Annotated in this window: 25 protein-coding genes; 14 read left to right on the top strand and 11 right to left on the bottom strand. The window is 75.7% G+C overall.

The annotated features are described in order from the left end of the window. Positions 1 to 5: 5 nt before the first annotated feature. Positions 6 to 1,010, top strand: a complete 1,005-nt coding sequence (locus tag SNE206_RS30830; RefSeq protein ID WP_407916860.1) for an aldo/keto reductase — start codon at positions 6 to 8, stop codon at positions 1,008 to 1,010. Next, a complete protein-coding gene (locus SNE206_RS30825) occupies positions 1,001 to 1,864 on the top strand; it encodes an amidohydrolase family protein (protein WP_407916824.1) in 864 nt (287 codons plus the stop codon). The genes SNE206_RS30830 and SNE206_RS30825 overlap by 10 nt, the downstream gene beginning before the upstream one ends. Positions 1,865 to 1,871: 7 nt before the next feature. Here the strand turns inward: SNE206_RS30825 and SNE206_RS30820 are convergent, their stop codons facing one another. Both SNE206_RS30820 and SNE206_RS30815 read right to left on the bottom strand, forming a co-directional pair. Further along, entirely contained in the window at positions 1,872 to 2,912 is a 1,041-nt protein-coding gene (locus SNE206_RS30820; protein ID WP_407916823.1) for a hypothetical protein, read from the bottom strand. A 119-nt stretch (positions 2,913 to 3,031) separates the two neighbouring features. Then, the gene (locus tag SNE206_RS30815; protein WP_407916822.1) at positions 3,032 to 4,675 is read right to left on the bottom strand and encodes a glycoside hydrolase family 10 protein; all 1,644 of its coding nucleotides are present in this window, start codon (positions 4,673 to 4,675) and stop codon (positions 3,032 to 3,034) included. A gap of 201 nt (positions 4,676 to 4,876) precedes the next feature. Between SNE206_RS30815 and dacB the strand changes: the two genes are divergently transcribed. The 7 genes from dacB (at position 4,877) to SNE206_RS30780 (ending at position 13,262) form a co-directional block, all read left to right on the top strand. Beyond that, on the top strand, positions 4,877 to 6,466 hold the full coding sequence (gene dacB / locus SNE206_RS30810; protein ID WP_407916821.1) for a D-alanyl-D-alanine carboxypeptidase/D-alanyl-D-alanine-endopeptidase: 1,590 nt from the start codon (positions 4,877 to 4,879) through the stop codon (positions 6,464 to 6,466). Then, on the top strand, positions 6,460 to 8,082 hold the full coding sequence (locus SNE206_RS30805) for an ABC transporter substrate-binding protein (RefSeq protein WP_407916820.1): 1,623 nt from the start codon (positions 6,460 to 6,462) through the stop codon (positions 8,080 to 8,082). The genes dacB and SNE206_RS30805 overlap by 7 nt, the downstream gene beginning before the upstream one ends. 65 nt (positions 8,083 to 8,147) lie before the next feature. Continuing rightward, positions 8,148 to 9,074 (top strand): ABC transporter permease, encoded by a 927-nt coding sequence (locus SNE206_RS30800; protein WP_407916819.1) that lies wholly within the window; start codon positions 8,148 to 8,150, stop codon positions 9,072 to 9,074. Continuing rightward, positions 9,067 to 10,050 carry an ABC transporter permease gene (locus tag SNE206_RS30795; protein WP_407916818.1) on the top strand — a complete coding sequence of 328 codons (984 nt, stop codon included), beginning with the start codon at positions 9,067 to 9,069 and terminating at the stop codon, positions 10,048 to 10,050. Before SNE206_RS30800 ends, SNE206_RS30795 begins: the two co-directional genes overlap by 8 nt. Further along, positions 10,047 to 11,096, top strand: coding sequence for an LD-carboxypeptidase (locus SNE206_RS30790; RefSeq protein WP_407916817.1), 1,050 nt, complete (start codon positions 10,047 to 10,049; stop codon positions 11,094 to 11,096). Before SNE206_RS30795 ends, SNE206_RS30790 begins: the two co-directional genes overlap by 4 nt. Further along, positions 11,084 to 11,917: a M55 family metallopeptidase gene (locus tag SNE206_RS30785; RefSeq protein WP_405014500.1), complete on the top strand. Its 834-nt coding sequence runs from the start codon at positions 11,084 to 11,086 to the stop codon at positions 11,915 to 11,917. Before SNE206_RS30790 ends, SNE206_RS30785 begins: the two co-directional genes overlap by 13 nt. A 34-nt stretch (positions 11,918 to 11,951) precedes the next feature. After that, a complete protein-coding gene (locus SNE206_RS30780) occupies positions 11,952 to 13,262 on the top strand; it encodes a M20/M25/M40 family metallo-hydrolase (protein ID WP_407916816.1) in 1,311 nt (436 codons plus the stop codon). A 7-nt stretch (positions 13,263 to 13,269) separates the two neighbouring features. Here the strand turns inward: SNE206_RS30780 and SNE206_RS30775 are convergent, their stop codons facing one another. After that, positions 13,270 to 14,700 carry a DHA2 family efflux MFS transporter permease subunit gene (locus SNE206_RS30775; RefSeq protein WP_407916815.1) on the bottom strand — a complete coding sequence of 477 codons (1,431 nt, stop codon included), beginning with the start codon at positions 14,698 to 14,700 and terminating at the stop codon, positions 13,270 to 13,272. 60 nt (positions 14,701 to 14,760) lie between these two features. On the opposite strand from SNE206_RS30775, the gene SNE206_RS30770 reads away from it, so the two are divergent. Beyond that, positions 14,761 to 15,300, top strand: coding sequence for a MarR family winged helix-turn-helix transcriptional regulator (locus SNE206_RS30770; RefSeq protein ID WP_407916814.1), 540 nt, complete (start codon positions 14,761 to 14,763; stop codon positions 15,298 to 15,300). Positions 15,301 to 15,629: 329 nt separating this feature from the next. Here SNE206_RS30770 and SNE206_RS30765 read toward each other — a convergent pair whose 3' ends face one another. Next, a complete protein-coding gene (locus SNE206_RS30765; RefSeq protein ID WP_407916813.1) occupies positions 15,630 to 16,943 on the bottom strand; it encodes a D-arabinono-1,4-lactone oxidase in 1,314 nt (437 codons plus the stop codon). 187 nt (positions 16,944 to 17,130) lie between these two features. Further along, positions 17,131 to 17,412, bottom strand: coding sequence for a hypothetical protein (locus SNE206_RS30760; RefSeq protein WP_407916812.1), 282 nt, complete (start codon positions 17,410 to 17,412; stop codon positions 17,131 to 17,133). 171 nt (positions 17,413 to 17,583) lie between these two features. Here SNE206_RS30760 and SNE206_RS30755 point away from each other — a divergent pair, with 171 nt between their 5' ends. Further along, positions 17,584 to 18,777 (top strand): ROK family transcriptional regulator, encoded by a 1,194-nt coding sequence (locus SNE206_RS30755; RefSeq protein WP_407916811.1) that lies wholly within the window; start codon positions 17,584 to 17,586, stop codon positions 18,775 to 18,777. 39 nt (positions 18,778 to 18,816) lie between these two features. Here SNE206_RS30755 and SNE206_RS30750 read toward each other — a convergent pair whose 3' ends face one another. Together SNE206_RS30750 and SNE206_RS30745 are read right to left on the bottom strand one after the other, a co-directional pair. Further along, positions 18,817 to 19,464: a DUF4360 domain-containing protein gene (locus SNE206_RS30750; protein ID WP_407916859.1), complete on the bottom strand. Its 648-nt coding sequence runs from the start codon at positions 19,462 to 19,464 to the stop codon at positions 18,817 to 18,819. A 392-nt stretch (positions 19,465 to 19,856) separates the two neighbouring features. Beyond that, positions 19,857 to 20,846: a LysR family transcriptional regulator gene (locus SNE206_RS30745; protein WP_407916810.1), complete on the bottom strand. Its 990-nt coding sequence runs from the start codon at positions 20,844 to 20,846 to the stop codon at positions 19,857 to 19,859. A 218-nt stretch (positions 20,847 to 21,064) separates the two neighbouring features. On the opposite strand from SNE206_RS30745, the gene snpA reads away from it, so the two are divergent. Then, complete coding sequence (gene snpA / locus SNE206_RS30740; protein ID WP_407916809.1) at positions 21,065 to 21,697, top strand: snapalysin; 633 nt, start codon at positions 21,065 to 21,067, stop codon at positions 21,695 to 21,697. 58 nt (positions 21,698 to 21,755) lie between these two features. Here snpA and SNE206_RS30735 read toward each other — a convergent pair whose 3' ends face one another. Continuing rightward, positions 21,756 to 21,887, bottom strand: coding sequence for a DUF6126 family protein (locus SNE206_RS30735; protein WP_407916808.1), 132 nt, complete (start codon positions 21,885 to 21,887; stop codon positions 21,756 to 21,758). Between the two features lie 112 nt (positions 21,888 to 21,999). After that, entirely contained in the window at positions 22,000 to 23,595 is a 1,596-nt protein-coding gene (locus SNE206_RS30730; RefSeq protein ID WP_407916807.1) for a sigma-70 family RNA polymerase sigma factor, read from the bottom strand. Between the two features lie 235 nt (positions 23,596 to 23,830). Between SNE206_RS30730 and SNE206_RS30725 the strand changes: the two genes are divergently transcribed. Continuing rightward, positions 23,831 to 24,514: a lysine transporter LysE gene (locus tag SNE206_RS30725; RefSeq protein ID WP_407916806.1), complete on the top strand. Its 684-nt coding sequence runs from the start codon at positions 23,831 to 23,833 to the stop codon at positions 24,512 to 24,514. Positions 24,515 to 24,943: 429 nt separating this feature from the next. Then, a complete protein-coding gene (locus tag SNE206_RS30720; protein ID WP_407916805.1) occupies positions 24,944 to 25,339 on the top strand; it encodes a transglycosylase family protein in 396 nt (131 codons plus the stop codon). 171 nt (positions 25,340 to 25,510) lie between these two features. On the opposite strand, the gene SNE206_RS30715 is transcribed toward SNE206_RS30720, so the two are convergent. After that, a complete protein-coding gene (locus SNE206_RS30715; RefSeq protein ID WP_407916804.1) occupies positions 25,511 to 25,984 on the bottom strand; it encodes a DUF3291 domain-containing protein in 474 nt (157 codons plus the stop codon). 156 nt (positions 25,985 to 26,140) lie between these two features. Then, the coding region (locus SNE206_RS30710; protein ID WP_407916803.1) for a discoidin domain-containing protein at positions 26,141 to 26,773 on the bottom strand (633 nt) is incomplete at its 5' end.

Raw genomic sequence — 26,773 nt, 5'->3', positions numbered from 1 at the left:
CGCCCCTGCGCCGCGTGCCGCTCGGCCGGAGCGCTGCCTGGGTCACCCGGCTCTCCTTCGGCGCCGCCCCCCTCGGCAACCTCTTCACGCCCGTCACCGACCAGGACGCCGCCGGGGCCGTCGACGCGGCCTGGGCGGTCGGCATCCGCTCCTTCGACACCGCGCCGCACTACGGCCTCGGCCTCTCCGAACGCCGCCTCGGCGCCGCCCTCGCCGGCCGCCCGCGCGCGGAGTACACCGTCTCCACCAAGGTCGGCCGCCTGCTCGTGCCGCTGCCCGCACCGGCCGGCGACGACCTCGCCCACGGCTTCGCCGTGCCCGCCACCCACCACCGCACCTGGGACTTCAGCGCCGACGGGGTGCGCCGCAGCCTGGAGCAGAGCCTCACCCGGCTCGGCCTCGACCGGGTCGACACCGTCTACCTGCACGACCCCGACGACCACGCCGGACAGGCCCTCGCCGAGGCCTACCCGGCACTCGAACGGCTGCGCGCCGAGGGCGTCGTGCGGGCGATCGGCATCGGCATGAACCGCAGCGCGCTGCCCGCCAGGTTCGTCCGCGACACCGACATCGACGTCGTGCTGCTGGCCGGGCGCCACACGCTGCTCGACCGCTCCGCCCTCGCCGACCTGCTGCCCGAGGCCGAACGCCGCGGCACCTCCGTCGTGGTCGGCGGCGTCTTCAACTCCGGCCTGCTGGCCGACCCCCGGCCCGGCGCAGGCTACGACTACGTGCCCGCCCCGGACGCCCTCCTGCAACGCGCCCTGCAACTGGAGGAGGTCTGCGCACGGTACGGCGTGCCGCTGCGGGCCGCCGCGGCGCGCTTCCCGCTCGGACATCCGGCGGTGGCCGCCGTCCTGCTCGGCCTGCGCGACGCGGGCCAGGTGCACGACGCCGCCGAGCAGTTCGGCCGGCCGCTGCCGACCGCCCTGTGGTCCGCCCTCCGGGCCGCCGGCCTGCTGGAGGCCGACGCGCCCACCCCCGAAGGGAGTCCGACCGGATGGACGTGACCCCGCAGCCACCGGTCGTCGACGCGCACCACCACCTGTGGCAGCTCGCCGTCCGCGACCAGGAGTGGATCACCGGGCCGGAACTCCGGCCGCTACGACGCGACTTCACCCTGGCAGACCTCCGCCCGGCCGCCCGCGCGGCCGGTGTCGTGGCGACCGTCGTCGTGCAGACCGTCACCGTGGCCGCCGAGACCCCCGAGCTGCTCGCCGCCGCGGACGGTGACCCGCTGGTGGCCGGGGTGGTCGGCTGGACGGACCTCACCGCGCCCGGCGTCGCCGACGCTCTGGCAGCTCTCCGCGAACTCCCCGGCGGCCGAAGGCTGGTGGGCATCCGCCACCAGGTGCAGTCCGAACCCGACCCGGAGTGGCTGCTCCGGCCGGACGTGCTGCGCGGCCTCGCCGCCGTCGCCGCCGCGGGCCTCGCCCACGACCTCGTCGTGCGCCCGCACCAGCTCCCGGCCGCGACCGCGGCGGCGGCGAGGCTGCCCGGTCTGACGTTCGTCCTCGACCACCTCGGCAAACCCCCGGTCGCCGCAGGCGCGTTCGAGCCCTGGGCCGGCCGGCTGCGCGCCTTCGCCGCGCTGCCCAACACGGTCGCGAAGCTCTCCGGCCTCGTCACCGAGGCCGACCTGCGGCACTGGACCGTCGCCGACCTGCGGCCGTACGCCGACGCGGCCCTCGACGCGTTCGGCCCCGGCCGCCTCCTCTACGGCTCCGACTGGCCGGTCTGCACCCTCGCCGCCGCGTACGGCGAGGTGCTGGCGGCCGCACGGGCGCTGACCGCGGAGCTGAGCCCGGCGGAGCAGCAGTCGGTGTTCGCCGGGACGGCCCGACGGGTCTACGGGCTCGCCTGACGCGCCGTCATGTCCTGAATCCCACGTGCACGTGGTCGCGGTGGGTCTCGTCGGAGAAGAACTGGTTCGGTGCCTGCCCGCCGGAGAGCCGGCGGGGGCCGCCGACGTTGTACGAGCCGGTGGCCGCGGCCTCCCGCATGAAGTCGTCGACCAGTGCGTGCGGCGTCCCCGGGTCCACCACCGCCCGGCCGTCGATCTGCCAGACGTCGACCGCCCGGCCCGGCGGGTGGTCGCTCGGCCGGGTGGTGCCGAAGACGTCCAGCGGATGGCCCGAGCTCAGCACCGTCACCGCGAAGGTGTGCGAGCGGGCGAGCGTCAGCATCGACTCCAGCACGCTGTCGTGCACGGTGCCCGCCCGGACGTCGGCCACGGCGGCGGGCGGCAGCTGGATCCGCGGCTCCGCCAGCACCCGCTGCGCCGCCGTGGACAGGTCCGCGGCCGGCGGCCCCGGCTCGGCCGGGTGCAGCGAGGTCACGTTCCAGCGCGGCGAGGCCTGCCGCAGCCGCACGTCGACCGTGGTGCCGCCCGCGGTGGTGCCGCCGCCCGGCGCGGCCGTCCACTGCCGGCAGACGACCATCACGCTCGCGGAGTCGAGCAGCAGGCCGCCGTACTGCGCGTTGACGACCTGGAGCGCCGCCTGCGTGCCGGGGCCGAGCAGGGCCGCCGCCTGCTCGGCGAGCGCGGGGTCGAGGCCGAGGGCGGACACCCGGGCGCGCGCGGCCTCGACGCCCTGCTGCCCGGGCGGCCATGCACCGATCGCCTCGACGAGTTCGACCGCCCGCAGTTTGATCTCGGGCCGCACCTCGCCGGGGCCCGGCCGCCACACCGTGGTCGACGGCAGCGCGGCCCCGGACGGAGTTGCGGACGGTGCCGCGGAGCCGGAGGGCCGACCCGATCCGGAGGCCGAGGACGACCCGGGCTCCGAGGACGACCCGGACGGCGGCGCCCCGGTGCACGCGCCCAGCAGCGCCCCGCCGAGCCCGAGCAGCACGGCCCGCCGGGGGAGGGCCCCGCGCGGGCTGCCGGGCGGAGGCGTCGGCGTGGTCACGGCTCCCACGGTAGGACGGCCGCGGGCGATCCCGGCGGACCCCGGCCGGGCCGGTCGCGCCCGCGCCCCCTCCCGGGACGCCGCCCCGGCGCCGGTGGGCTCGCGGCGGGCCGGTCGGGTCACCACCGGACGGCGGGGCTCCGCGGGCTCTCGCGTCCCGCACGGTCGAGCGCGGAGGCGGTGTACCAGGCCCCGGCGGCCGGAACCCGGTGCAGCCCGTCCCCGCCCGCCGGGAGGACGGCCGTCAGCACACCGACGGCCGCGGTGCCAGCTGCATCGCCGGTCGCATTACCGGTCGCGTTGCCTGTCGCGGCGGCGGCGTCGTCGCTGCGCCGGAGCGCGTACGTGAACGGCGCCGGGAGGCCCGCCCCGGCGCCGGCCGTCACCCGCAGCCCGTCGCCGTACGGCCGCAGCACCGGGCGGGCCGGCGCCGGGCCGCCGGCGAGCCGGGGGAGCAGCGGGGCGAGCGCGGGCCGCCGCCAGTGGTCGGCGGTGAGGCGCGAGACCGAACCGAGCCGGTCGGCCCGCAGGTCGCGGGCGCCGAAGAGGATGTCGCCGCCGATCCGGGGGAGGCCGTCGGCCAGCGCCAGGTGCCGTGACAGCTCGGCCGGGTCCTGCCAGGCCGCGGGCTGTCCGGCGGTGCCCGCCTTGTAGGCGGCCTGCCCGATCCACAGCTGGGTGTCGCCGTCCGCGGTCTGCGCGGCCCACCAGCGGGCCAGCACGCCGTAGTCGGCCTGCGGATGTCCGAGGTGCCAGTAGAGCTGCGGGGCGACGTAGTCGAGCAGGCCGTCCCGCACCCAGCCGCGGGTGTCGGCGTACACGCCGTCGTACGACTGGAACGCCTCGGTGTCCGAGCCCGCCGGGTCGGACGACGCGTTGCGCCACACCCCGAACGGGCTCACGCCGAACGCGGCCTGCGGCCTGACGGCCCGTACGAGGTCGCGGAGTTCGCGGATCATCAGGTCGACGTTGTGCCGCCGCCAGTCGCCGCGGCCGCCCGCCGTGCCCGCGTACGCGCCGCCGTACGCGGCGAACGACGCGCCGTCGGGGAAGTCCTCGCCGGCCACCGGGTACGGGTAGAAGTAGTCGTCCAGGTGCACGCCGTCGAGGTCGTAGCGGGCCACCGCGTCGAGCACGGCCCGCTGCACGAACGCCCGTGCCGCCGGCATCCCCGGGTCGTAGTAGAGCCGGCCGCCGTACGCGACCGCCCAGTCGGGGTGCCGCCGCGCCGGGTGCCCGGGCACGAGCGCACCCGGGTCGGCGTGCGTGGCGATGCGGTACGGGTTGAACCAGCCGTGGAAGGCGAGGCCGCGGGCGTGCGCGGCCGCCACCATGAACGCCAGCGGGTCGAAGCCCGGATCCCGGCCCTGCACCCCGGTCAGCCACTGCGACCACGGCTCGAAGGGGGACGGCCAGAAGGCGTCCGCGGTGGGCCGGATCTGCACGAACACGGCGTTGACGCCCGCGGCCCGCGCCGCGTCCAGGTGCTCGGTGAACGTCTCCCGGAGCCGCTCCGGCGACAGGCCCGGTGCGGGCGGCCAGTCCCGGTGCTCGACCGAGGCGATCCACAGGCCGCGCATCCGTCGCACCGCCGCACCCCCGCTGTCCGCCTCGCCGTCCGCCCCGCCGTCCGTCGTGGCGCCGTCCGCCGTGGCCCCGGCTTCCGCCGTGGCCGCCGCGCCCCCGGCGAGGACGGCGCCCAGCGCCCCGCAGCCCGCCAGGAACGCGCGCCGGCTCGGCGGGGCCGGAGGGAACGACACCATGCGGGCTCCTCGGCTCGACGCGACCGCCGCCGCGAACGGACCCCCACTCTCCCCGGGCCTGCCGCCGGGCCGTCACCGACACACCGCCGGAGTGGTCCGTGCGGGGGAATTCCGGGCGGTCGCGGTGCCGACGGACCGTGGTGACGGACCGTCGGCGCGAAGGTGGTGCCTGCCCGGCCCAGCTCCCTGGAGGCAATCACCGTGCTCACCCTTCCGGCCCGGCTGCTGGCCGTGCCGCTCGCCGCCGTCCTCGTCGCGCTGACCCCGGCGGAGGCGGCACCCGGCACGCTGCCCCGGGCCGCCGCGGCAGCCGGCCCGCTCGCCGCCGACCTCGACCGGCTCCTCGGCGACGCCCGGCTGGCGGGCGCCCAGGTGTCCGCGCTCGTCACCGACCCCGCCACCGGCGAGGTGCTGTACGAGCGGGCGTCCGGTGCGCTGATGCTGCCCGCCTCCACGCAGAAGACCGTCACCGCCGCGGCCGCCCTCGACCTGCTCGGGCCCGACCACCGGTTCCGCACCGAGGTGCTCGCCGTGGGCCGCCGCACCGGCGCCGTCGTCGACGGCGACCTCGTCCTGCGCGGCGGCGGCGACCCGACCCTGCTGCCCGCCGACCTCGACGCCCTGGCCGCCCAGGTGGCCGCCGCCGGGGTCACCACCGTCAACGGCGGCCTGCTGGCCGACGCCACCCGCTACGACGACGTGCCGCTCGGCCCGAGCTGGGCGTGGGACGACCAGGCCGCGTACTACAGCCCGCAGATCTCCGCCCTCACCCTGACCACCGACGGCGACTACGACCCGGGCACCGTGCGCCTGACCGTGACGCCCGGCGGGGCGGCCGGCCGCCCCGCCACGGTGCGCGTCACCCCCGAGGAGGCGCCCGTACGCCTCACCGGGCAGGTCGGGACCGGCCCGGCGGGCGGTGCCCGCACCGTCGACGTCGCCCGGCGGCCCGGCGGCAACGACCTGGTGCTGTCCGGCAGCGTGCCCGCCGACGCCGCGCCCGGCGACGAGTGGATCGCCGTGGACGGCCCCGCCCGGATCGCCGCGGCCGTCTTCGCCGCGGCCCTCGCCCGGCACGGCGTCACCGTCCGCGGAGCCGTCGCCGAGGGCCCGGCCCCGGACGGTGCCGCACCGCTCGCGGCCCACGACTCCGCGCCGCTGTCCGCGCTGCTCACGCCCTTCCTCAAGCTCAGCAACAACGGCATCGCGGAGCACCTGGTCAAGGAGATCGGCAAGGTCCGTGGCGGCGAAGGCAGTTGGGCGGCCGGCACCGAACAGGTGCGGGCGTTCCTCCACCGCAGCGGCCTGGAGGCGGGCGAGGCACGGCAGGTCGACGGCTCCGGCCTCTCCCGGCACAACCTGCTCAGCGCCCGCCGGCTCGCCGCACTGCTCGAATTCGCCCGCCGCCAGACCTGGTTCACCACCTGGTACGACGCGCTGCCGGTGGCCGGCGACGCCCGCCGGATGGTCGGCGGCACGCTCACCAACCGGCTGCGCGGCACCGCCGCGGAGGGCAGGGTGCACGCCAAGACCGGCTCCATGACCGGTGTCGACGCCCTCACCGGCTACGTCGACACCCCCGACGGGCACCCGCTGGCGTTCGCCGTCCTGGTCGACAACTTCGCCGGGACGAGTCCGCGGCCCGTCATCGACGCCTTCGCGGTGCGCCTCGCCGGCGGCACGGCGGCCGCGCCCGCCGCGGCGGAGGCGCCCACCACCCGTACCGGCCCGGCCGGTACGGCGGACCGCCACGACTGGGAGAACACCTGCTTCACGGAGGCGCGGTGCTGACCCGCCCGCACCACCGGCGCGCCGCCCCCGCCCTGCTCGCCCTGCTGCTGGCGCTCCTGCCGGGCTGCGCCCGGCGCACCGGCAGCGACGACCTCCCCGACCCGCCGGCCGTGCCCGGCGGCAGCTACACCGTGGCGCTCACCGAGCCCGACCACCTCACCCCCGGCCGCACCACGAGCAGTTACGCCCTGCAGGTCATCCAGGGGCTGTTCGACACACCGGTCAGCCTCGACCCGGCGGACGGCCACGCCGTGCCGCTCGCCGCGGAGTCCGTCACCTCCGACGACCAGCGGGTCTGGACGCTGCGGCTGCGGCCCGGCGGCGTCTTCCACAACGGCGAGCCCGTCACTGCGCGGAGCTTCGCCGCCGCCTGGAACGCCGCGGCGTACGGTCCCAACGGGTGGGAGACCAACGGGTACTTCACACAGATCGACGGCTACGCCGAGCTCAACCCGGCCGACGGCGCGGAGCCGCCCACGAGCGAACTCCGCGGCCTCGACGTCGTCGACGACAGCACGCTGCGGGTCACCCTCGGCGCGCCGTTCAGCCAGTTCCCGATGCTGCTGGCGTTCCCGGCGTTCGCGCCGCTGCCCGCGGTCGCGTTCGCCGACCCGGCCGGCTACGACCGGCACCCGGTGGGCAACGGGCCCTTCGCGATGGACGGCGACTGGCAGCACAACCAGCGGATCGACCTGCGCCGGGCGCCCGGCTATGCCGGGCTGCGGCCGCCGACGGCCGACGGGGTGCACTTCCGCATCTTCACCAGCAAGGACACCGCCTTCACCGAACTCCGCGCCGGGCACGTCGACTTCATGACCAACGTGCCGGCCGCGCGGGCCTACGAGGCGAAGCGCACGTTCGGCCGCCGCTACACCGTGCGGCCCAGCGGCACCATGGACTACCTCGGCCTCCCGCTGTGGGACGCCCGCTACGCCCGGCCCGAGCTCCGGCGCGCGATCTCGATGGCGATCGACCGCAAGGGCATCACCCGGGCGATCTTCAACGAGGTGTTCGCCCCGGCCGACTCCCTGGTCGCCTCGATGATCCCCGGCCACCGGGACGGCGCCTGCGGCGACACCTGCGCCTACCGGCCCGACGAGGCCAGGGCGCTCTTCGACCGGGCCGGCGGCTTCACCGGCACCCTGGAGCTGTACTTCGCCAACTCCGACCCCACGTACGAGCAGTGGATGACGGCCGTGGCCAACGAGCTGAAGCAGAACCTCGGCATCCGCGACATCGCCTTCCGCAAGATGTCCGGTGCCGACCTCGGCCCGATCCTCAACGGCCGCAAGGCCACCGGCCCGTACCGGCAGAACTGGGTGGTCGACTACCCCAGCGTGCAGAACTACCTGGCCGGACTGCTCGGCCGCGACAACCGCACCGGCTGGTCGAACGCGGACTTCGACGACGCCCTCGCCCGCGGCAACGCCGCCGCCACCCCGGCGGAGAGCATCGCCCAGTACCACCGCGCCGAGGACATCGCGCTCGCCGAGCTGCCGCTCATCCCGCTGTGGAACTGGCAGGACCAGACCGCCTGGAGCAGCCGGGTCGGCAACGTCACCGTCGACCCGTACGTCGCCGGGCTGCACCTGGAGAAGGTGACCGTGCGGCACTGAACCGACTGACCGGCCGGCAGGGACGACGGGCCGGACACGACCACTCGAGAACCGGGGGCGCCTTGATGGGCCGCTACATCGCCCGACGCCTGCTGTACGCCATCCCCGTACTGCTGGCCACCACCTTCCTCATCCACACCATGGTCTTCGTGCTGCCCGGCGACCCGATCCAGGGACTCGCCGGCGACCGGCCCGTGCCGCCCGCCGTCCTCGCAGAGCTCCACGAGCGGTACCACCTCGACGACCCGCTGTTCGTCCGGTACTTCGCCTACCTGGGCGGCCTGCTGACCGGCGACCTCGGCAGCACGTTCACCGGCGAGCCGGTCGCGCAGACGCTCGCGGGCCGCTGGCAGGTCACCCTGCGGCTCGGCCTGACCGCCTGGTTCCTGGAGACCGTGCTCGGTGTCGCCCTCGGTGTGTGGGCCGCGCTGCGCAAGGGCCGCTGGGCCGACAACGCCGTCCTCGCCGGCACCACCGTGGTGATCGCCGTGCCGGTGTACATCGTCGGCTATCTCGCGCAGCTGTTCCTGGGCGTGCGCCTCGGCTGGTTCCCCGTCTCCGGGACGGAGGGCGGCTGGCCGACCGCGTACCTGCTGCCCGGCCTGGTGCTCGCCTCGTTCGGCGTCGCGTACGTCGCCCGGCTCACCCGGGCCTCGCTGCTGGAGAACCTGCGCGCCGACTACGTGCGCACCGCCGGGGCGAAGGGCCTGCGCCGCCGCCGGGTCGTGCTGCGGCACACCCTGCGCAACTCGCTGATCCCGGTGGTGACCTTCCTCGGCGTGGAGCTGGGCTCGCTGATGGCGGGCGCGGTCGTCACCGAGTACATCTTCAACCTCCCCGGCATCGGCCAGCAGGTCTTCCAGGCCATCCAGTTGAGGGAGGGCCCGACGGTGGTCGGCATCACCACCCTGCTGGTGCTGGTGTTCTGCCTGGCCAACCTGCTCGTCGACGTCCTGTACGGCCTGCTCGACCCGAGGATCCGCCATGAGTAGCCCCCAGCCGGCCCCCGCCGCTCCCGTCGCGGTGCCCACGGACGACCTGCTGCTCCCGCCGAAGGGCGGCCGGCGCCCCGCGGCGGACCCGCCGGCGTCCGGACCGGCCGGCGAGGACGCGCAGGCCGCACGGCCGTCCGCGAGCGCCTGGCGGGAGCTGCGCGCCCGCCCGCTGGTGATCGCCTGCACCGCCGTCCTGGTGCTGATGGCGCTGATGGCGGCCGTGCCCGACCCGTTCGTCGCGCTGCTCACCCACGACTCGGGCCGCTGCGAACTCGCCGACTCCCGCGTCGGCCCCAGCCTCGACCACCCGTTCGGCTTCGACCTGCAGGGCTGCGACTACCTGGCGCAGGTGGTGCGCGGCAGCCGGCCGTCCCTGGTCATCGGCCTCGCGGTGACCGCCGGGGCGCTCGCCCTGTCCGTGCTGCTCGGCCTGCTCGCCGGCTACCACGGCGGCTGGGTCGACGCCCTGGTCTCCCGGGTGACCGACGTCTTCTTCGGACTGCCGTTCGTGCTCGGCGCCACCGTCGTGCTGGTGGCCTTCCCCGACCACGGGCTCGGCGCGATGACGCTCGTGCTGGTCGCCCTCGGCTGGACGACCATGACCCGCGTCATGCGCGCCCAGGTGATCGGCGTCAAGGACGCCGACTACGTGCAGGCGTCCCGTTCGAGCGGTGCCGGACCGCTCCGGCTGATGCGCCGGCACCTGCTGCCCAACGCGGTCACCCCGGTCGTCGTCGTCGCGATGCTCAACGTCGGCAACGTCATCTCGGGCGAGGCGACCCTCGACTTCCTCGGCGTGGGCCTGCAGTACCCTGCCCTCTCCTGGGGGCTGCAACTCAACGCCGCCCAGGCGTACTTCCTCGACTTCCCGCACCTGCTCGCCTTCCCCGCGCTGTTCCTCTCGGCGACCGTGCTGAGCTTCATCCTGCTCGGCGACGCCGTCCGGGACGCCTACGACCCGAAGCTGAGATGAGGGCCGCCGTGCCGAACCCGTCCCGCACCCCCGCGCCCGGCGCCCGGACGCCCGCACCGGGCACCCGCACCGTGCCGCCCGCGCTGCGCCCCGGCGACCGGGTGGCCGTCGCCGCGCCCGCCGGACCGCCCGACCCCGACCTGCTCGACCGCGGCACCGCGCTGCTGGAGTCCTGGGGCCTGCACGTCACCGTGCTGCCGCACGTCCGCGACCGCCACCTCGGCCACCTGGCCGGCCGTGACCAGGACCGCGCCGCCGACCTCACCGCCGCCTGCACCGACCCGGAGGTACGGGCGGTGTTCTGCGCCCGCGGCGGCTACGGCACGCAGCGCATGGTCGACCTCGTCGACTGGGACGCCCTCGCCGCCGCCCCGCCCGCCCTGCTCGTCGGCTCCAGCGACATCACCGCCCTGCACGAGGCCTTCGCCGCCCGGCTCGGCACCACGACCCTGCACGCCCCGATGCCGGCCACCGGCGCACTCACCGACAACCCCACCAGCGCCGCGCACCTGCGCACCGTGCTCTTCGAGCCCGAGCGGGTCACCGGGCTCCCGCTCACCGGCCCGCAGCTGGTGCCCGGCGCCGCCCGGGGCCTGCTCGCCGGCGGCAACGCCAGCCTGCTCGCCGCCTCCGTCGGCACCCCCACCGCCCTGCCGCCGGACGGCTGCCTGCTGCTCCTGGAGGAGGTCGGCGAGGAGCCGTACCGGCTTGACCGGATCCTCACCCAGCTCCTGCGGGCGGGCGTGCTGGATCGCGCCGCGGGCGTCGTGCTCGGCGACTTCACCGACTGCGGGCCGCCCGACGAGGTCGAGGCGCTCCTCGCCGACCGGCTCGGCGGCCTCGGCGTGCCCGTCGTCTCGGGCCTGCCCGCCGGGCACGGACCGCTCCAGCTGACCGTGCCGCTCGGGGTCATGGCCGAGCTGGCCGCAGGCTCGCTGACCCTGCTGGAACCGCCGCTCGCCCCGCGCTCCGACGCAGCCGCCCGCACCGGGGAGGCCCCCCGCTCCGCCGCCGCCCGCACCGGGGAGGCCCGATGCGCGTCCTGATCTCCGCCGACATGGAGGGCGCCACCGGCACCACCTGGCCGGAGGACGTCGAGCCCGGCGCACCCGCCTGGCAGCGCATGCGCCGGATGCTCACCTCCGACGTCAACGCCTGCATCGCCGGCCTGTACGCGGGCGGCGCCGACGACGTGCTCGTCAACGAGGCCCACGACACCCAGCGCAACGTGCTGCTGGAGGACCTCGACGACCGGGCCCGGCTGCTGACGGGCCGTCACAAACCGCTCGGCATGATGCAGGGGGTCCAGGAGGCCGACGCGGTCGTCTTCCTCGGCTACCACACCGGCACGGGTGTCGCCGGGGTGCTCGCCCACACCTACCTCGGGGCCGGCCTCACCGGGTTCCGCATCGACGGCGAGGACGCGGACGAGGGCCGGATGAACGCCCTGACCGCCGCCGAACACGGCGTGCCCGTCATCCTCGTCACCGGCGACGACCGCACCTGCGAGGCCGCCGCGGCGTGGGCGCCCGAGGCCCGGACGGCCGCGGTCAAGGAGTGCGTGAGCCGGTACGCGGCGGTCTGCCTGCCGCCCGCGCGCAGCGCCGCGCTGATCCGTGCCCGCGCCGAACTCGCCGTCCGCGACCACCTGCTGGTCGGCCGGCCCGAGCCGGTCACCGGGCCGCACCGCTTCGAGATCGACTTCCACGCCACCCACCAGGCCGAGGCGGTCGCGGCCGTCCCGACGGTGGAGCTGATCGGCCCCCGCACGGTCGCGTACACCGCTCCCGGCGCGACCCGGGCCGCCCGGACCTTCAAGATCTGCACCGTGGTGGCCAACGCGGCCGCCGAGAAGCACTACGGCTGACGCCGCCCGGCGCCGTCCGAGGAGAGGAACCCGCGTGACCGTCACCCCGCAGACCGTCGACACCGAGGTGGCCGCACTCTGCCACGACCTGCTGCGCATCGACACCGTCAACCCGGGCGACGGCTCCGGGCCCGGCGAGCGGGCCGCCGCCGAGTACGTCGCCGGGCAGCTCGCCGCCGCGGGGGCCGAGCCGCTGCTGGTGGAGTCGGCGCCGCGGCGGGCGAACGTGCTCGCCCGGATCCCGGGCACGGACGACGCCCTGCCGCCGCTGCTGGTGCACGGCCACCTGGACACCGTGCCGTTCGACGCCGCGGACTGGACCCGGCACCCGCTCTCCGGCGAGTTCCACGACGGCTGCCTGTGGGGCCGGGGCGCCGTCGACATGAAGGGCACCCTGGCCATGACCCTCTGCCTGGTGCGGAGCTGGGCCCGGGCCGGCCGCCGCCCGCGGCGCGGCCTGGTGCTGGCCTTCCTCGCCGACGAGGAGTCGACCGGCGAGCACGGCGCCCGCTTCGTGGCCGCCCGGCACCGCGAGTACCTGGAGGACTGCCGCGAGGCGATCGGCGAGTCCGGCGGATACTCGATGACGGCGGACGGCCACCGGATCTACCCCGTCGCGGTGGGGGAGCGGTGCACCGCCTGGATGCGGCTGACCGCCACCGGCACCGCCGGGCACGGCTCGCGCGGCGGCGCCGACAACGCGGTGGCCACCCTGGTGCACGCCCTCTCCCGGCTCGCCGCGCACCCCTGGCCGGTGGTGCTCACCCCGCCGGTCGAGGCGCTCGTCGCGGAGCTGGAGCGGGTGCTCGGCACGACGGTCGACCGCGGCCGGCTGGAGGCCGAGGCGGTGCGACTCGGCCGGGCGGGCGGGCTGTTCGCCCACACGGTGCGCAACTCCGCGACGCCCACGGTGCTGCAGGCCGGGCAGAAGGTCAACGTGGTGCCCGGCGTCGCCCGCGCCCAGGTGGACGGCCGCTTCCTGCCGGGCACCCGCGAGGAGTACCTGGAGACCGTGGAGCGGCTCCTCGGGCCGGGCGTGACACGGGAGTTCATCAACCTGGAGGAGGCCGTCGCCGCCGACCACACCGGCCCGGCCTTCGCCGCGATGGCGGCCGCGCTGTGCGCCGAGGACGCGGCCGGGCACCCGGTGCCGTACCTGATGTCGGGCGGCACCGACGCGAAGACCTTCAACCGGCTGGGCATCGCCTGCTACGGCTTCGCGCCGCTGCTGCTCGACCCGGAGCTCGACTACCCGGCGATGTTCCACGGGGTCGACGAGAGGGTGCCGGTGGCGGGCCTGGCCTTCGGCGTGCGGGTCCTCGACCGTTTTCTCTCCGCGTACTGACGGCCTGTCAGCCCACCTTCTCGCGGCGGGGACGGGCGGCCCGGGCGCCGGTGGCCGCAGCGGTACGGGCCGGGCCGTCCGGCACGGTGAAGGCGAACAGCGCGGCCGCCACCGCGACCGCGGCGAGGACGAAGTAGCTGAGCTGGTAGGACGCCAGCGGCGGGTGGAGGCGTTCCTCGCCGCTCGCGCCGAGCACGAGCACCGTGGTCACCACGGCGGGCGCGAGGGCGTTGCCGGTCTGCCGGACGACGGTGTTGAGGGTGGCCGCGTGGCCGATGTCCGCCCGGTCGATCGTGCTGAACGAGGCGATGGTGGTGGGGATGAACACCCCGCCCATGGCCAGGCCGAGCAGGAACATGTAGAAGCGGAAGGTCCACAGGCCGGTGCCCGCGTCGGCGGTGGCGAACAGCACCATGACCCCGGCGACGCCGAGCAGGCCGGTGCCGATGATGACGCGGGGGCCGATCCGGTGGTAGACCGCGCCCACCACCTGCATCGTCACGAGCACGCCGAACGCCTCGGTGAAGGTGGTGCTGCCGCTCTCCAGGGCGGTGCCGCCGCGCGCCTCCTGGATGAAGATCGGGCCGAGGAACATCGCGCCCATCATCGGCACGTAGCCGACCAGGCTGATCAGGTTGGTGTCGCGGAAGAGCCGGTCGCGGAAGAGCCGCAGCCGCAGGATCGGTTCGCCGGTGCGCAGTTCGTGGCGGACGGCGACGGCGAGCAGGACGGCGCCGGCGGCGAGCGCCGCGAGCACCTGCGGGCGGCCCCAGCCGAGGTCGGGGCCCGCGCACACGCCGTACATCAGGGTGGCGGTGCCCGCGCCGAGGAGGAGGAGGCCCGGCACGTCGATCCGGCCGGCCGTGTGGTCGCGGTGCTCGGCGAGGAAGAGCAGGCCGAAGAGCACGGCCAGCGTGCCGAACGGCACGTTGACGTAGAACACCCAGCGCCAGGAGAGGCTGGTGATCAGCAGGCCGCCGATCAGCGGGGCGATCGCCGGGGCGATCTGCTGGGGGATGACCATCAGCCGTGACAGCCGGACCTGTTCGGCCTGCGTGAAGGTGCGGAAGAGCAGGGCCTGCGAGGTGGGCATGAGCAGACCTGCGGCCAGGCCCTGCAGGGCGCGGGCCGCCACCAGGGCGGGGAGGTCGGGGGCGGCGCCGCACAGGCCGCTGGCGGCGGTGAACGTCGCGAGCGAGAGCAGCAGCATGCGGCGGCCGCCGTACCGCTCCACCAGCCAGGCGGACGCCGGGATCATCATGCCGAGGCACACCGGATAGACCACGACGACGCCGGTCAGGGCGGCGGGGGTGAGCGCGAACTCCCTGGCGATGCTGGGGAGGGCGACGATGGTGATCGCACCGTCGACGATGCAGATGAAGGTGGTCAGGACGGCCATGATGGGCACGACACGGCGCTGGCCCAGGCGGGTGCTCATAACGCTGAGCATACTCACTATGATGGTGCTCATAAAGTCCGGGGACGCGAAAGGCACGGCATGGCACAGGAAGAGGCGCGCCCGCGCCGGTTCGGCAGCAGCGACGTCCTGGTGGACGAACTCTTCGCCACCACCCAGCGGCTGCGCGCCTTCGTCGACGGCCGCCTGCGCGACCACGGCGCCTCCGTGTCGCGGCTGCGCACCCTCCGGGTGCTCGCCCTCTCCGGCGAGCCGCTGCGCATGCGCGACCTCGCCGACCTCGTCGGCAACGCCCCCCGCACCACCACCACGCTGGTCGACAGCCTCGAACGCGACGGCCTGGTCGAACGCGTGCGTCACCCCGAGGACCGCCGCGCGTTCCTCCTCACCCTCACCGAGGAGGGGGCCCGCCGGCACCGCGAGGCCGAGGAGCTCGACCGCGCCGCCCTCGCCGCCGCCACCGGCACCCTCACCCCGGCGGAGCGCGAGCAGTTGCGCACCCTCCTCGGGCGGATCCGCACCGCGGTCACGGACGAACCCGCGGTCACGGGCGAACCCGCGGTCACGGGCGAACCCGCGGCGTCCGGCGCCCCGGACCGGTCCGGCCACCCGGACGGGTGAACGGCGGCCCCCGGCGGGCAGAACGGCTCCTGACCGCCACCCACGGGTGAAAGACCGCCCGGGAGGTCAGGCCCGCGGACCTTCGTGCCGAAAGGGTTCGTGAGCAGAAGGAGGGGATGCGCCGTGCGCTACGTCCTGTTGGGGCTCGGCCTGGCCTGCCCGGTGGCCGCCCTGGCGGTCTTCCTCGCCGCGGCGCGTGCCGGCAGCCGCAGCGAGGACGACGGCCCGGGCTGAGCGGGGGCGCACAGGGCCGGTCCCGCGCTCGCCCGCGCCCCCTGCGTGCCCTGCGTGCCCTGCGTGCCCCCGTGGTGACCTGCGGCACCGCGCCGTCAGGCGGCCGCGGGGAACAGCGCCTCCGTCAGGTCGTTGCGGAAGACGCCCTTCGGGTCGAGCTCGCCGGCCAGCGCGGCGAAGTCCGCGGCGCGCGGAAAGCGTGCGGCCAGGTCGGCGGGGTCGGCGCAGGTGAGCTTGCCCCAGTGCGGGCGGGCGCCGAGCGGCAGCAGCCGCTCCTCGACCGCCGCGATCAGCGGCAGCACCGCCTGCACGTCGGACGTCCACGTGAAGTGCAGGGCGATGCTGTCGCGTCCGTACGCCGGGCTGAGCCAGAGGTCGTCCGCCGCGACGGTGCGGATCTCCGAGATCTGCAGCGCCCCCGCCATCCGCTCGCCGAGGCCCCGGACGGCCGCCACGGCCTCCGCCGCCGCCTCGAACGGCAGCAGCAGCTCCGACTGCAGCTCGTCGCCGCTGCTGGGGGTGAATTCGGGCCGGAAGTGCGGCAGCCGCTCGTGCCACGGGCCGGGCGTGCCGAGCTGTTCGGTGCAGTACGTGGGCGGCATGCCCGGGATCGGGTGCAGCGGACGGTCGGCGTGCTCCGCCCCGGCGGCCAGCAGGGCCGGGCGGTCGCCGCCCTCCCGGTCGGTGCGGCGCTTCTGCCAGACGGTGGCGGTGCCGCTGCGCCAGTCGGTGAAGGCGCTGACGCTGTACGCGCTGCCGAAGACGGCGGCGGTGTCCGCGGCGATCGCGTCCAGCGGGACGCCGGTCTGCAGCCACTGGGCGATCTCGAAGGCAGGCTCGACGTCGAGGACGACGGCGGTGACGATGCCGAGCGCGCCCAGGGCGACCACGGCGCCGTCGAACCGCCCGGCGGGGTCGTCGCGGGTGAGGCGGAGCGTGCCGCCGTCCGGGGTGAGGAGGTCGAGGGCGGCCACCGAGCCGGCGAGGCCCTGCAGGGCGCTGCCGGATCCGTGGGTGCCGGTCGCGCACGCTCCGGCGACGGAGATGTGCGGGAGCGAGGCGAGGTTCGCGAGGGCCAGGCCCTGGGCGTGCAGGCGGGTGGCGACCTCGGCGTGCCGCAGGCCGGCGGCGACGACGGCGTGCCGGCGTCCGGGGCCGACGGTGACCTCGCCGGGCAGGGCGTCCAGGCGGACGAGGTCGCCGGTGGTGTCGGCGACCCGGTTGAAGGAGTGGCCGGTGCCGAGCGCGCGGACGCGGTCCGAGGAGGCGACGATCTGCCGGAGTTCGTCGAGCGAGGCCGGCCGGCGGACGCGCCGGGCGCGGAAGACGGTGTTGCGGGCCCAGTTGGTGGGGGCGTCCGTGCGGGTCATCGCGTCCTCGCTCCAGCTATTTGTCAGGTCGACTGACAAACTAACCCGAGGGTGGTCCGCATCGGAAGTCCGCACGGGCGCGGAGCAGCCCGGACCGGCCCGGCGCGGCCGCGCGGAGGCGCAGGCGGCGGGCCGTGCAAGGGGTGGGCGGCGCAGGGGTCGGTGCGGTGCGGTGCGGGCGGTGCGGCGGCCGGGGTCCTGGCGCGGTCCGGCCGGGTCCGGCCGTTCAGGCGACGTGGCAGAGCTTGACCACGGACACCCCGTCCGGCTCGATCGCGAGCGGGGCGTGCCGGCGGTGCCGCCGCGCGTCCTCGGACTCGGCCCGGGCGAGAGCCTCGGCGAGCGCGTGGCCGGGTTCGGCGGCGTCGACGATGAAGAGGTGGACGCCGGGTCGGGCGCCGTCCCGGCCGGGCACGGACTCCTCCGGCTGCTCCTGAGCGGTGCAGTGCGGGATTTCCACCCGCCAGCGGAAGAGGTGCGGTGCGGTGGGTCTGGACCTCGTGGACATCGGCTGCGCTTCCTCTCCCGTGCGGACGTGACGGGCGTTGGAGCTCCGCGGCGTGGGCCCGGACGGCCCGTTTCACCGTAGGTGCGGGGATTATGTCCGTCAAGAGGCGAGATGTGGGGCAAATAATCTGTTCGGAGGAAAAAATCACCGCCCGGCCGGTACGGTGCAGCTATGAGCGACCTCCACGAGTCGGCCGCCCTCTCCGCCCGGCGGCAGCGCACCCGCACCGCCCTCCTCGCCGTGCTCGCCGAGTACGGCGCCCTCAGCCGCGCCGACCTGGGGCGGCTCACCGGCCTGTCGCGGTCCGCCGTCGGCAGCGCCGTCGCCGACCTGCGCGAGCAGGGCGCCGTCACGGAGGAGACCGCCCCCCACGCCCACGCGGCCGGCCGCGGCCGTCCCGCCTCGGTGGTCTCGCTCCGCCGGGAGTCCGGCCTCGTGCTCGGCATCGACCTCGGCCACGCCCACATCACGGCCGCGGTCGGCACCGGCGACGGCACGGTCGCCGGCGAGGCCACCGCGGAACTGGACATCGACGACCGGCCCGAGGAGGCCCTCGACACCGCGGCGGCCCTCGCCGCCGACGCCATGCGGCAGGCCGGCTGCGAGCCCGGCGGGATCCTCGCCGCCGCGGCCGGCATCCCCGCCGCGATGGACCTCCGCACCCGGGCGGTCCGGGCCCCCACGGTGCTGGCCCGGTGGATCGGCCTCGACCCGGCCGCGGAGCTGGAACGCCGCATCGGCGTGCCGTTCGAGGTCGCCAACGACGCCGAGATGGGCGCACGCGGCGAACGCGCCCTCGGTGCCGGGCGCGGCCTCAACGACCTCATCTACGTCAAGGCCTCGCACGGCGTGGGCAGCGGCCTGGTGCTCGGCGGCCAGATCTACCGCGGTGCGAGCGGACTCTCCGGCGAGATCGGGCACATCCAGCTGCCCGGGGCGTCGAACTGGTGCCGCTGCGGCAACCGCGGGTGCCTGGAGACGGCCGTGTCGGTCGTCGAGGTGCGGCGGCAGCTCGGCCACGTGCTGGCCGGCGCCGACCGCAGGTCCGTCCCGCGGGAGCTCCCGCCGCTCGCCGAACTCGCCGCCAGGCCCGCGACCGCCCGGGTCGTCACCGACGCCGGCCGCACCCTGGGCCGGGTCCTCGCGGACCTGGTGAACTTCCTCAACCCGGCCGCGGTGATCGTCGGCGGCGAACTCGGCCGGGCCGGTGCGCCGCTCATCGCCGGGGTGCGGGAGTCCATCGACCGCTACGCCCAGCCGGCGGTGGCCGAGGCGGTGGAGGTCGTGGCGGGCGCCCTGGGCGTCCGGGCCGAGCTGCACGGCGCCCTGGTGATGGCCGCCGGGAGGCGCCGGACCCGCACGTGACGGGACGGGCGCCGGGGGGCGTCCGTCCCGTCCCGGGCGTCAGGGACAGTGCTTCCAGGCGAGGTGGTAGACGGTGTCGATGTCGCCGTCGGTCGAGTCCATCGTCATGAAGCTCGTCGTCCGGGCCGGGTCCGAGGTGCCGGCGGCGACCCGGAGTTCGGTGTTGATGTTGAAGTTCCGCAGCTCCCCGCAGGGTGCGTACACGAGCGCGGCGACCTCGACGGTGTCGGTGGCCTGCCAGCCGTCGTCCAGCGGCCCGTCGAAGCGGTGCTCGGCCGCCGCGGTCCGCGGGGATCCCTGGAAGTAGTAGCTCGCCTTCTGCCGTCCGACGGCGCCGCGCTCCAGGTGGGCGAAGCCCCGGTAGTCGGCGGAGGCGATGGCGTAGGTGAAGCCCTGCGGCACGTGGACGTCGAGGTTGAGCTGGCAGTTCTTGCGGAAGTCGGTCGGCTTCGAGCCGACGCCGACCTGCGCGAGGTAGTCGCTGTACGTCACGGTGAAGGCCGTGTTGTCGGGCGAGACCGCGACGGCGGCCGTGCCGGCCGGGCAGCCGGAGCCGTTCACGGTGGCCACGTCGATGACGATCCTGTCCGGCGGCGGCGGGGTGGTCCAGCCCGGGCCGGCGTGCGCGGCGGGCGGGCCGGCCGCCGAGGCGGCGAGGGCGGCGGCGGTGGCGAGCAGACGAACGATCACGGCAGGTCCTTCCGGTCGTGCACGTGTGGCCTCGTCCCGGGATTCCCGGGGGAGTTGTTTGTCGGGTACATGTCACCATGTGGTCCGGGCCGCGTACAGGGGGCGATCCGCGGGGGCGCGTCGCGCGCCGATCCGTCGTGGGCGGAGGCCGCGGTGCCGCGGGGCGGCCGTGCACCCGAGGGGCGGGAGGGGATGGCCGTGCGCCCGAGGGGCGGGAGGGGCGGCCGGGGTGCGTGCGGGGTGGACACGTCGACGCCGTGCGGGCGGAGTCGGTGCGGTGGTCCGCGGGCCGCGGGCCGCGGGCCGCCCGGGTGTCGCGCCGCGTCACCCCCCGGCGCTGCGTCCGGCCGGGGGGGGGTGACGTCCCGTCGGATCCCGTGCGCCGGGTGTCAGGTGTCGGACGGCCGCGGGGCGGGCGGGAGGAGGCGGTGCAGCGTGCGGTTGTGCAGGCGGAGCCAGCCCCGGTAGGCGGGGTTGGCCCGGGCGAGGTCGAGGTAGGCGCGCCGCAGGTCGGCGTGGAGGGCGTCGAGGGCCGGCCGGCCGAGGGCGCCGGTGCGCCAGGTGAAGAGCAGGCGCACGGCGAACGGGTCGCCGTGCAGGGGGCGGACCACGGTGCCCGGCCCCGGTGGCGAGGTCGGCTGGCACGGGCGTACGGCCTCGCCGGAGGCGACCAGTTCGGCGGCGGTCGCGTTGTCGCGCACCTGTACGACGCGCGGGTCGAGCCCGGCCTCGGCGAACACCCGGCGCAGCGCCGCGTACTCGTGGTCGGCCTCGGGGTCGACCATCCAGGTGTCGGCGGCGAGGTCGGCGAGGCGCACCACCGGGTGCCCGGCCGCGGGGTGGCGGGCGGGCAGGGCGACGAACTGCGGTTCCCTGGCGATGAGTACGCGCTGCTCGGCGGCCGCGGGTATGCGCAGCGGGAAGCCCTCGTTCTCGTAGACCAGGGCGATGTCGAGCTGGTCGGCGGCGACCATCCGCACCAGGGCGCTCGGCGAGGTGTCGATGTGGATGGTGGTGTCGGTGTCCGGCAGGCGGTCGTGCACGCGGCGCAGCCAGGCGGGGACGGCTCGGCATCCGACGCTGCCGATGCGCAGCCGCCGGCGGCCGCCGCCCGTGGCCTCCTCGCGGGCGGCGGCCACCAGGGTGTCCAGGCCGGTGATGACGGGGCGTGCCCGGGAGAGGACGGAGTGGCCGAGCGCGGTGGGCCGGCTGCCGGTCTGTTCGCGGGTGAAGAGCCGTCCGCCGACGGCGCGTTCGATCCGGTGGAGCTGGGTGGTGAGGGAGGGCTGGCTCATGCCGAGCTGCCGGGCAGCCTTGCGTACGCTGCCGGTGTCCGCCACCGCGCACAGGACACGGAGGTGTCTGACGTCGAGCTCCACGACGGGAGCATAGCCAGCCGCCGCCTTCCCGCCAAGTGCATGTCAATCATGGGTCGACGGTCCGTCACCATCCTTGCGTCCCGGGACTATCGGCCGGGGCTATCGCCCGCTGGCATCATCCCGGGGCAGCACCGGCGGGCCACGATCGGTGCATCAACCGACACCGTGTCCCGCGGCTCCCCCTGACCGCCGCGGGAAACGCGAATGGAGTCCCCCACATGAACCGCTCCATGACCGTGCTCGCCGCCGCCTTCGGGCTCGCACTCGCCGCGAGCACCGCCGCCGTGCCCGCCACCGCGGCCCCCGCCGCGGTGCAGCAGGGCTACACCCCCGCCGCGTACACCGGCACGGCCGCCGAGGAGGCCGGCAACAAGGCCTTCTACCAGGCCGTCATGAAGTCGGCGCTCGCCAAGCAGGCCGCCCAGCCGTACCTGGCGGCCGTCGTCGTCACCTACGACGCCAGCCGCGCCCCGTCCTTCGCGTCCCAGATATCCCGCAGCGCGCAGATCTGGAACGGCTCGGTCAGCAACGTCCAGCTCCGCTCCGGCACCAACGCCGACTTCCGCTACTACGAGGGCAACGACTCCCGCGGCTCCTACGCCAGCACCGACGGCCACGGCAGCGGCTACATCTTCCTCGACTACGCGCAGAACCGGCAGTACAACTCCGTCCGCGTCACCGCGCACGAGACCGGCCACGTGCTCGGCCTGCCCGACCACTACTCCGGCCCGTGCAGCGAGCTGATGTCCGGCGGCGGCCCCGGCACCTCGTGCACCAACGCCAACCCGAACGCCGCCGAGCGCAGCCGCGTGCAGTCGCTCTGGGCGAACGGCTTCGCCGCGGTGGGCTGACCCCCGCCACAGCCGTCCGGCGGCCCGGTCCCCCCGCGGGGCCGGGCCTCCGGACGTGTCAGTGGCGGCCGCCCAGGGTGAACAGCAGGATCACGAAGCCGGCGAAGAGGTGCGTGCCCGCGATGTAGATCGACGCCCGGATCATCATGGCCCGGCGCTTGGTCCGCTCGTCCCGCACGGCCTCGCTCACGACTGCTCCCTCGTCTCCTGGCCCGCGCGTCCGCGGTGCGGGCCCGCCGTCCATTGTGCACGGGCCGCCCGCACCTCCGGCCGTCACCCGCGTGCGGGCGGGCGGCCCCCGCTCACGGCGCGGAGCCGAAGTCCTGCGTCCACCACGGGCCGCCGGTGCCGAGGTGCACCCCGACACCCAGGTCGGTGAAACCGCAGTTGAGGATGTTCGCCCGGTGGCCGGGACTGTTCATCCAGCTCTTCATGACCGCGGCGGCGTCGGCCTGGCCGCGTGCGATGTTCTCGCCCCAGCTGCTCCACTTGTAGCCCGCCGCGTCGATGCGCGGCTGCGGGCCCTGGCCGTCCGGGTTCGTGTGGTCGAAGAAGTTGCGGGCCGCCATGTCGTCGGAGTGCCGCTGCGCCGCCGTCTCCAGCGCGGCGTCGGCGTCGACCGGAGTGCAACCGGCCTTGCTCCGCTCCTCGTTGACCAGCTTCAGCACCTGCTGCTTGATGCCGAGCGCGGTCGGGCTCGCGCTCCGGGCCCGGGTCGCGGTCGGGGTCGCCGTCCGGGTGGGCTTGGCCGTCGGGCTCGGCGAGCGGGTCGGGCTCGGCGACGGCGAGGCCGAGGCCGAGGCCGAAGGGCTCGGCGAGGCGCTGGGGGAGGGCGTCGCCTGCGCCGTGACGGCCGGGGGCGGGGGCTCGACGGCCGCGGTGCGGCCGGCGGTGTCGGGCAGGCCCACGGCCACGACGGCGGCCGTCACCACGGTGGCCGCGACGGTGCCGCCGACGGCGAGCGGGATCCTCGGCCTCGCCCCCGCCGCGCGGTGCGCACCCCCGCGGGAGCCCGCACGCCTGGCTCCGCCGCGGCGGAGCACGGTCGGCAGCCCGTGCGTGGGCGGGCCGCCCGCGGCCCCGGCCCCCGGGTGTCCGGCCGCGTGCGCGACCGTCCCGGCGAGCGCACCGGCACCGCCCATCGGCACCGGCACCATCGCGAGGCCGGCCAGCAGCCCCTCGGCGGGGAAGAGCCCGCTCCAGTGGCGCGAGCAGATGCTGCACTCGCGGGCGTGGCGGGCGATGCGCTTGCGCCACAGCGCGCTCGGCGCGCCGTCCCAGTGGGTGGTGAGCTCCGCCAGCGGGGCGCAGCGGTCGGCGACGGCCAGGGCCCGGACGACGACCCGGGCGGTCTCCAGCTGGCCCTTCATCCGCTGCACCCGGACGGCCGCGTGCTGCGGCGGCAGCTCCATCGCCGCGGCGAGGTCGGTGCGGGTGAGTTCGCCCGCGGCCTCCAGCCACCACAGCGAGAGCAGTTCGCGGTCGGCCTCGTCGAGCCAGCGCGTCGCCTCGGCGACCTCCCGGCGCTGCCCGGAGAGGCCGAGCCGGACGATGGTGAGGTCGACGAAGTCGGCGCCGGGGTCGGCCACGCCGTACGCGTCACCGAGGTCCGTGCCCGCGGTGGCCTGCATCCGGTCGTGGTGGCGGCGGCGGATCTGGTTCATCGCGATGGCGACGAGCCAGGATCGGAAGCCGGCCGGTTCGCGCAGTCCCGGGAGGCCGTCCATGGCCCGGAGCAGGGTGTCCTGGACGACGTCGTCCGTGTCCGGGTGCCCGGCCAGCGCCCGCCCGACGATGTTGTAGAGCAGCGGCAGGTGCCCGCTGATCAGCTCGTCCGTGGCCCGCTGGTCCCCGGCCCGGGCCTGCACGACCAGCATCGCTGCGCGGTCACTGTCCATCGCGTGGTCCACCTTCTCGGTCGGCCGTCGTCCGGCCCTGTGCTGCTGTCGTACTAGGAGATCGGGCAGCGGGTACCGGATAACGGAAAATCACACCGGGAATCCGTGCGATGGACAGTAGCTGACCCAGGGCCCGGTCCGTCAGCCGCGCGCGCGGCCGGATCCGTGTCCGGGCCGGGGCGCCGGCGCCGAAAATCCGTCGCGCCGGAGCGACCCGTTCCGCCACCCTGGCGCGATGGTCGATTCCCTGGTGAGTACGGCTGCGGCGGGTGCCGCGGCGGGGCTGGGCGTGGCGATGCCCCTCGGTGCGGTCGGCGTGCTGCTCCTGCAGGAGGGCGGCCGGGGCCTGCGCCTGGGCGCGAGTGCCGCGACGGCGGTCGCCCTGGTCGACCTCCTGTACGCGGCGGTGGCGGTGCTGGTCGGCCCGCGGCTCGCCGGACTGCTCGGCGGCGGCGAGGCGTGGGTACGGCTGGGCGCAGGCGTGGTGCTCGCGGCGATCGCCGTCCGCGGCCTGCTGTCGCTGAGCGGCGGCTCGGTGCCGGGCGGTGCGGGGGCTTCCGGCTCGGGGGCTGACGGTGCGGGGGCGGCCGGTCCGGTGGTGGGTGCCGCGGCCGCCGGTCCGGGGTCGGCCCGGCGGTCCTTCCTCCGGTTCGGCGTGCTCACGCTGGTCAACCCCACGACCGCGCTCTACTTCACCGCCCTGACCGCCGCCCGGGGTGCCGCCGCCGCCGGGGCCGCGACCGCAGCGGTGTTCGCCGGGGCGGTGTTCGTGGCCTCGCTCCTCTGGCAGCAGGTGCTGGCCGCGGCCGGGGCCTTCGCGGGCGCCCGGCTGACCGTCCGGACCCGTCGCGTGACGTACGCGCTCGGCTACGGCCTGGTGCTGTGCTTCGCCGTCCGGCTGGCCTGGCCGACCGGCTGACGGGGTCCGTCGTCGGCGGTGGGGGTGTCGGTGTGACGGGGGCCATGTGGGGGGTGGTGGTGCGGGTGTGGTTGGTGGGCGGGGGGTGGGGTGGTGGTGACGGTCTGTCGACGGTGTGGGCGGGGTCACGGGGGTTTTTCGGTGACGGGGGCCACATCGGGTGCGGGTGGGTGGTGGTGGGTGGCTCAACGGTGGGGTCCGGTGGTGTGTCGTACCGGTGGTAACGGTGCTGTGAGCTGCGGCGAAACCGAAATGCTGGATTTGTCCGGGTTGGCCTCGTAGCTTCGGAACCAGTGCGGCGAGCCGGTACGGCCCCGGGGTCGAAGGAGCCGGTTGTGCCGCACCGACGAACGCAAGGCCCATGGACGCAGGGCCCGACCGCAGGGTCGTGGCCCGCCCGGAACCGCCCGGGACACCGAGAGGAACCGCATGATCTTCCGTCGCGAGACCACCACCGCCGGCACCACCACCGCCACCTCGGGCAAGCGCCGGGTGCGGATGGCGGTCATGGGCGGCGCGCTGGCCGTCCTGCCGGTGGCCGGCCTCGTCACGGCGAACACCGCCTCCGCCGCGCCGGTCTCCACCTGGGACAAGGTCGCGCAGTGCGAGGCGACGGGCAACTGGGCGATCAACTCGGGCAACGGATTCTACGGCGGTCTGCAGTTCACCTCGCAGACCTGGGGCGCCTTCGGCGGTCACGCCTACGCCGCCAACGCGCACCAGGCGTCCAAGGCCCAGCAGATCGCCGTCGCCGAGAAGGTCCTGGCCGCGCAGGGCCCCGGCGCCTGGCCGGTCTGCTCCGTCAAGGCCGGCCTCACCCGCTGACCACCCGCAGACCACCCGCAGGCGATCTGCTGGCACCCGGCCGGAACCCGGCCGACCCCGCGCGTACCCCGCGCCACCCGAACGGCCCGCCCCCCGACCCCGGGAGCACGGCCGCCGACGCCCCCTGCACCGCCGCGACCCGGCGAGGCAGGGGGCTCGCCGTTTTCCGGGTCACGGACGGACGGCGGCCACCGGCGGCGGGAACGGCTCCCGCAGGGTGAAGGCCTCCGCGCCCGGCCCCTCCCGGCGGAGCAGGGTGAGCCGCCGCTCCGCCTCGGCCACCGTGGGCCGCTCGCCCTCCGGCACCCACCACAGCACGGCTATCGCCTCCATCGGCCGCTCGAACCACGTACGGCGCTTCGCCATCACGGCCCGGTGGGTGGGGGCGTAGATGTACGCGCTCAGCGCCTCCGGGTCACGCCAGACGGACATGTTGAGGATCAGCCACTCGTCGTCGAAGATCCGGATCCCGGTGGCGTCGCCCGCGTCGTCCTGCAGCCGCCAGCGGTAGCCGTCGGCCTCCTCCGCCGCGAGGTTGACCTCCTCCAGGGCGGCGACGAATTCGGCGAGCTGCGGGCTGTCGATCGGGGCGAGCAGACGGGCGATGTTGGCCTGGGCGAGTTCGTGTCCGTGCGATGAGGTCATGGGCACCCACTCTGTGCGACGCCACCGGGCCCCGGCCAGCGGTACGACGGCCAACCACCCGCGAAAACCGGCCGATCCGCACACCGCGCGGGACGGGCCGGAACGGGCCGGGGCCGCCACCGGCGTACAGGTGGCGGCCCCGGCCCGGCAGCGCCGTCAGGCGTACGCGTTGAACTCGGTGACCGACCACCACGAGGTCGCCGTGCCGGTCTGCACCACCTTCACGTACCGGGCGCTCTGCGCCGGGAAGTCGACCGTCACCAGCGCCCCCGAACCACTGCCGGACGCCACCGCCGACCCCCACGACACCCCGTCCGACGACAGGAACACCTGATAACCCCGCGCGTAGTCGTTCGCACTGCCACCCGAGTCCATCGAGATCCGCGCCAACGACCGCACCGCGCCCGTGTCCACCGTGATGCTCTGACCCGACACCATCGGCGCACCCGACGACCAGCGCGTCCCCGCGACACCGTCCAGCATGTTCGCCGCCACGTCACCGCCCCCGGTCGAGGACGCCGACGCCGACCACCCCGTCCGCGGCAGGACGGTCGGCGAACCGCCGGTGCCGCCGCCGGTGGTGTACGCGTTGAACTCGGTGACCGACCACCACGAGGTCGCCGTGCCGGTCTGCACCACCTTCACGTACCGGGCGCTCTGCGCCGGGAAGTCGACCGTCACCAGCGCCCCCGAACCACTGCCGGACGCCACCGCCGACCCCCACGACACCCCGTCCGACGACAGGAACACCTGATAACCCCGCGCGTAGTCGTTCGCACTGCCACCCGA

The organism is Kitasatospora sp. NE20-6, from assembly GCF_045862635.1.
Note: the sequence above shows the minus strand (reverse complement) of the source record. Positions and strands in the feature narration are given on the sequence as shown.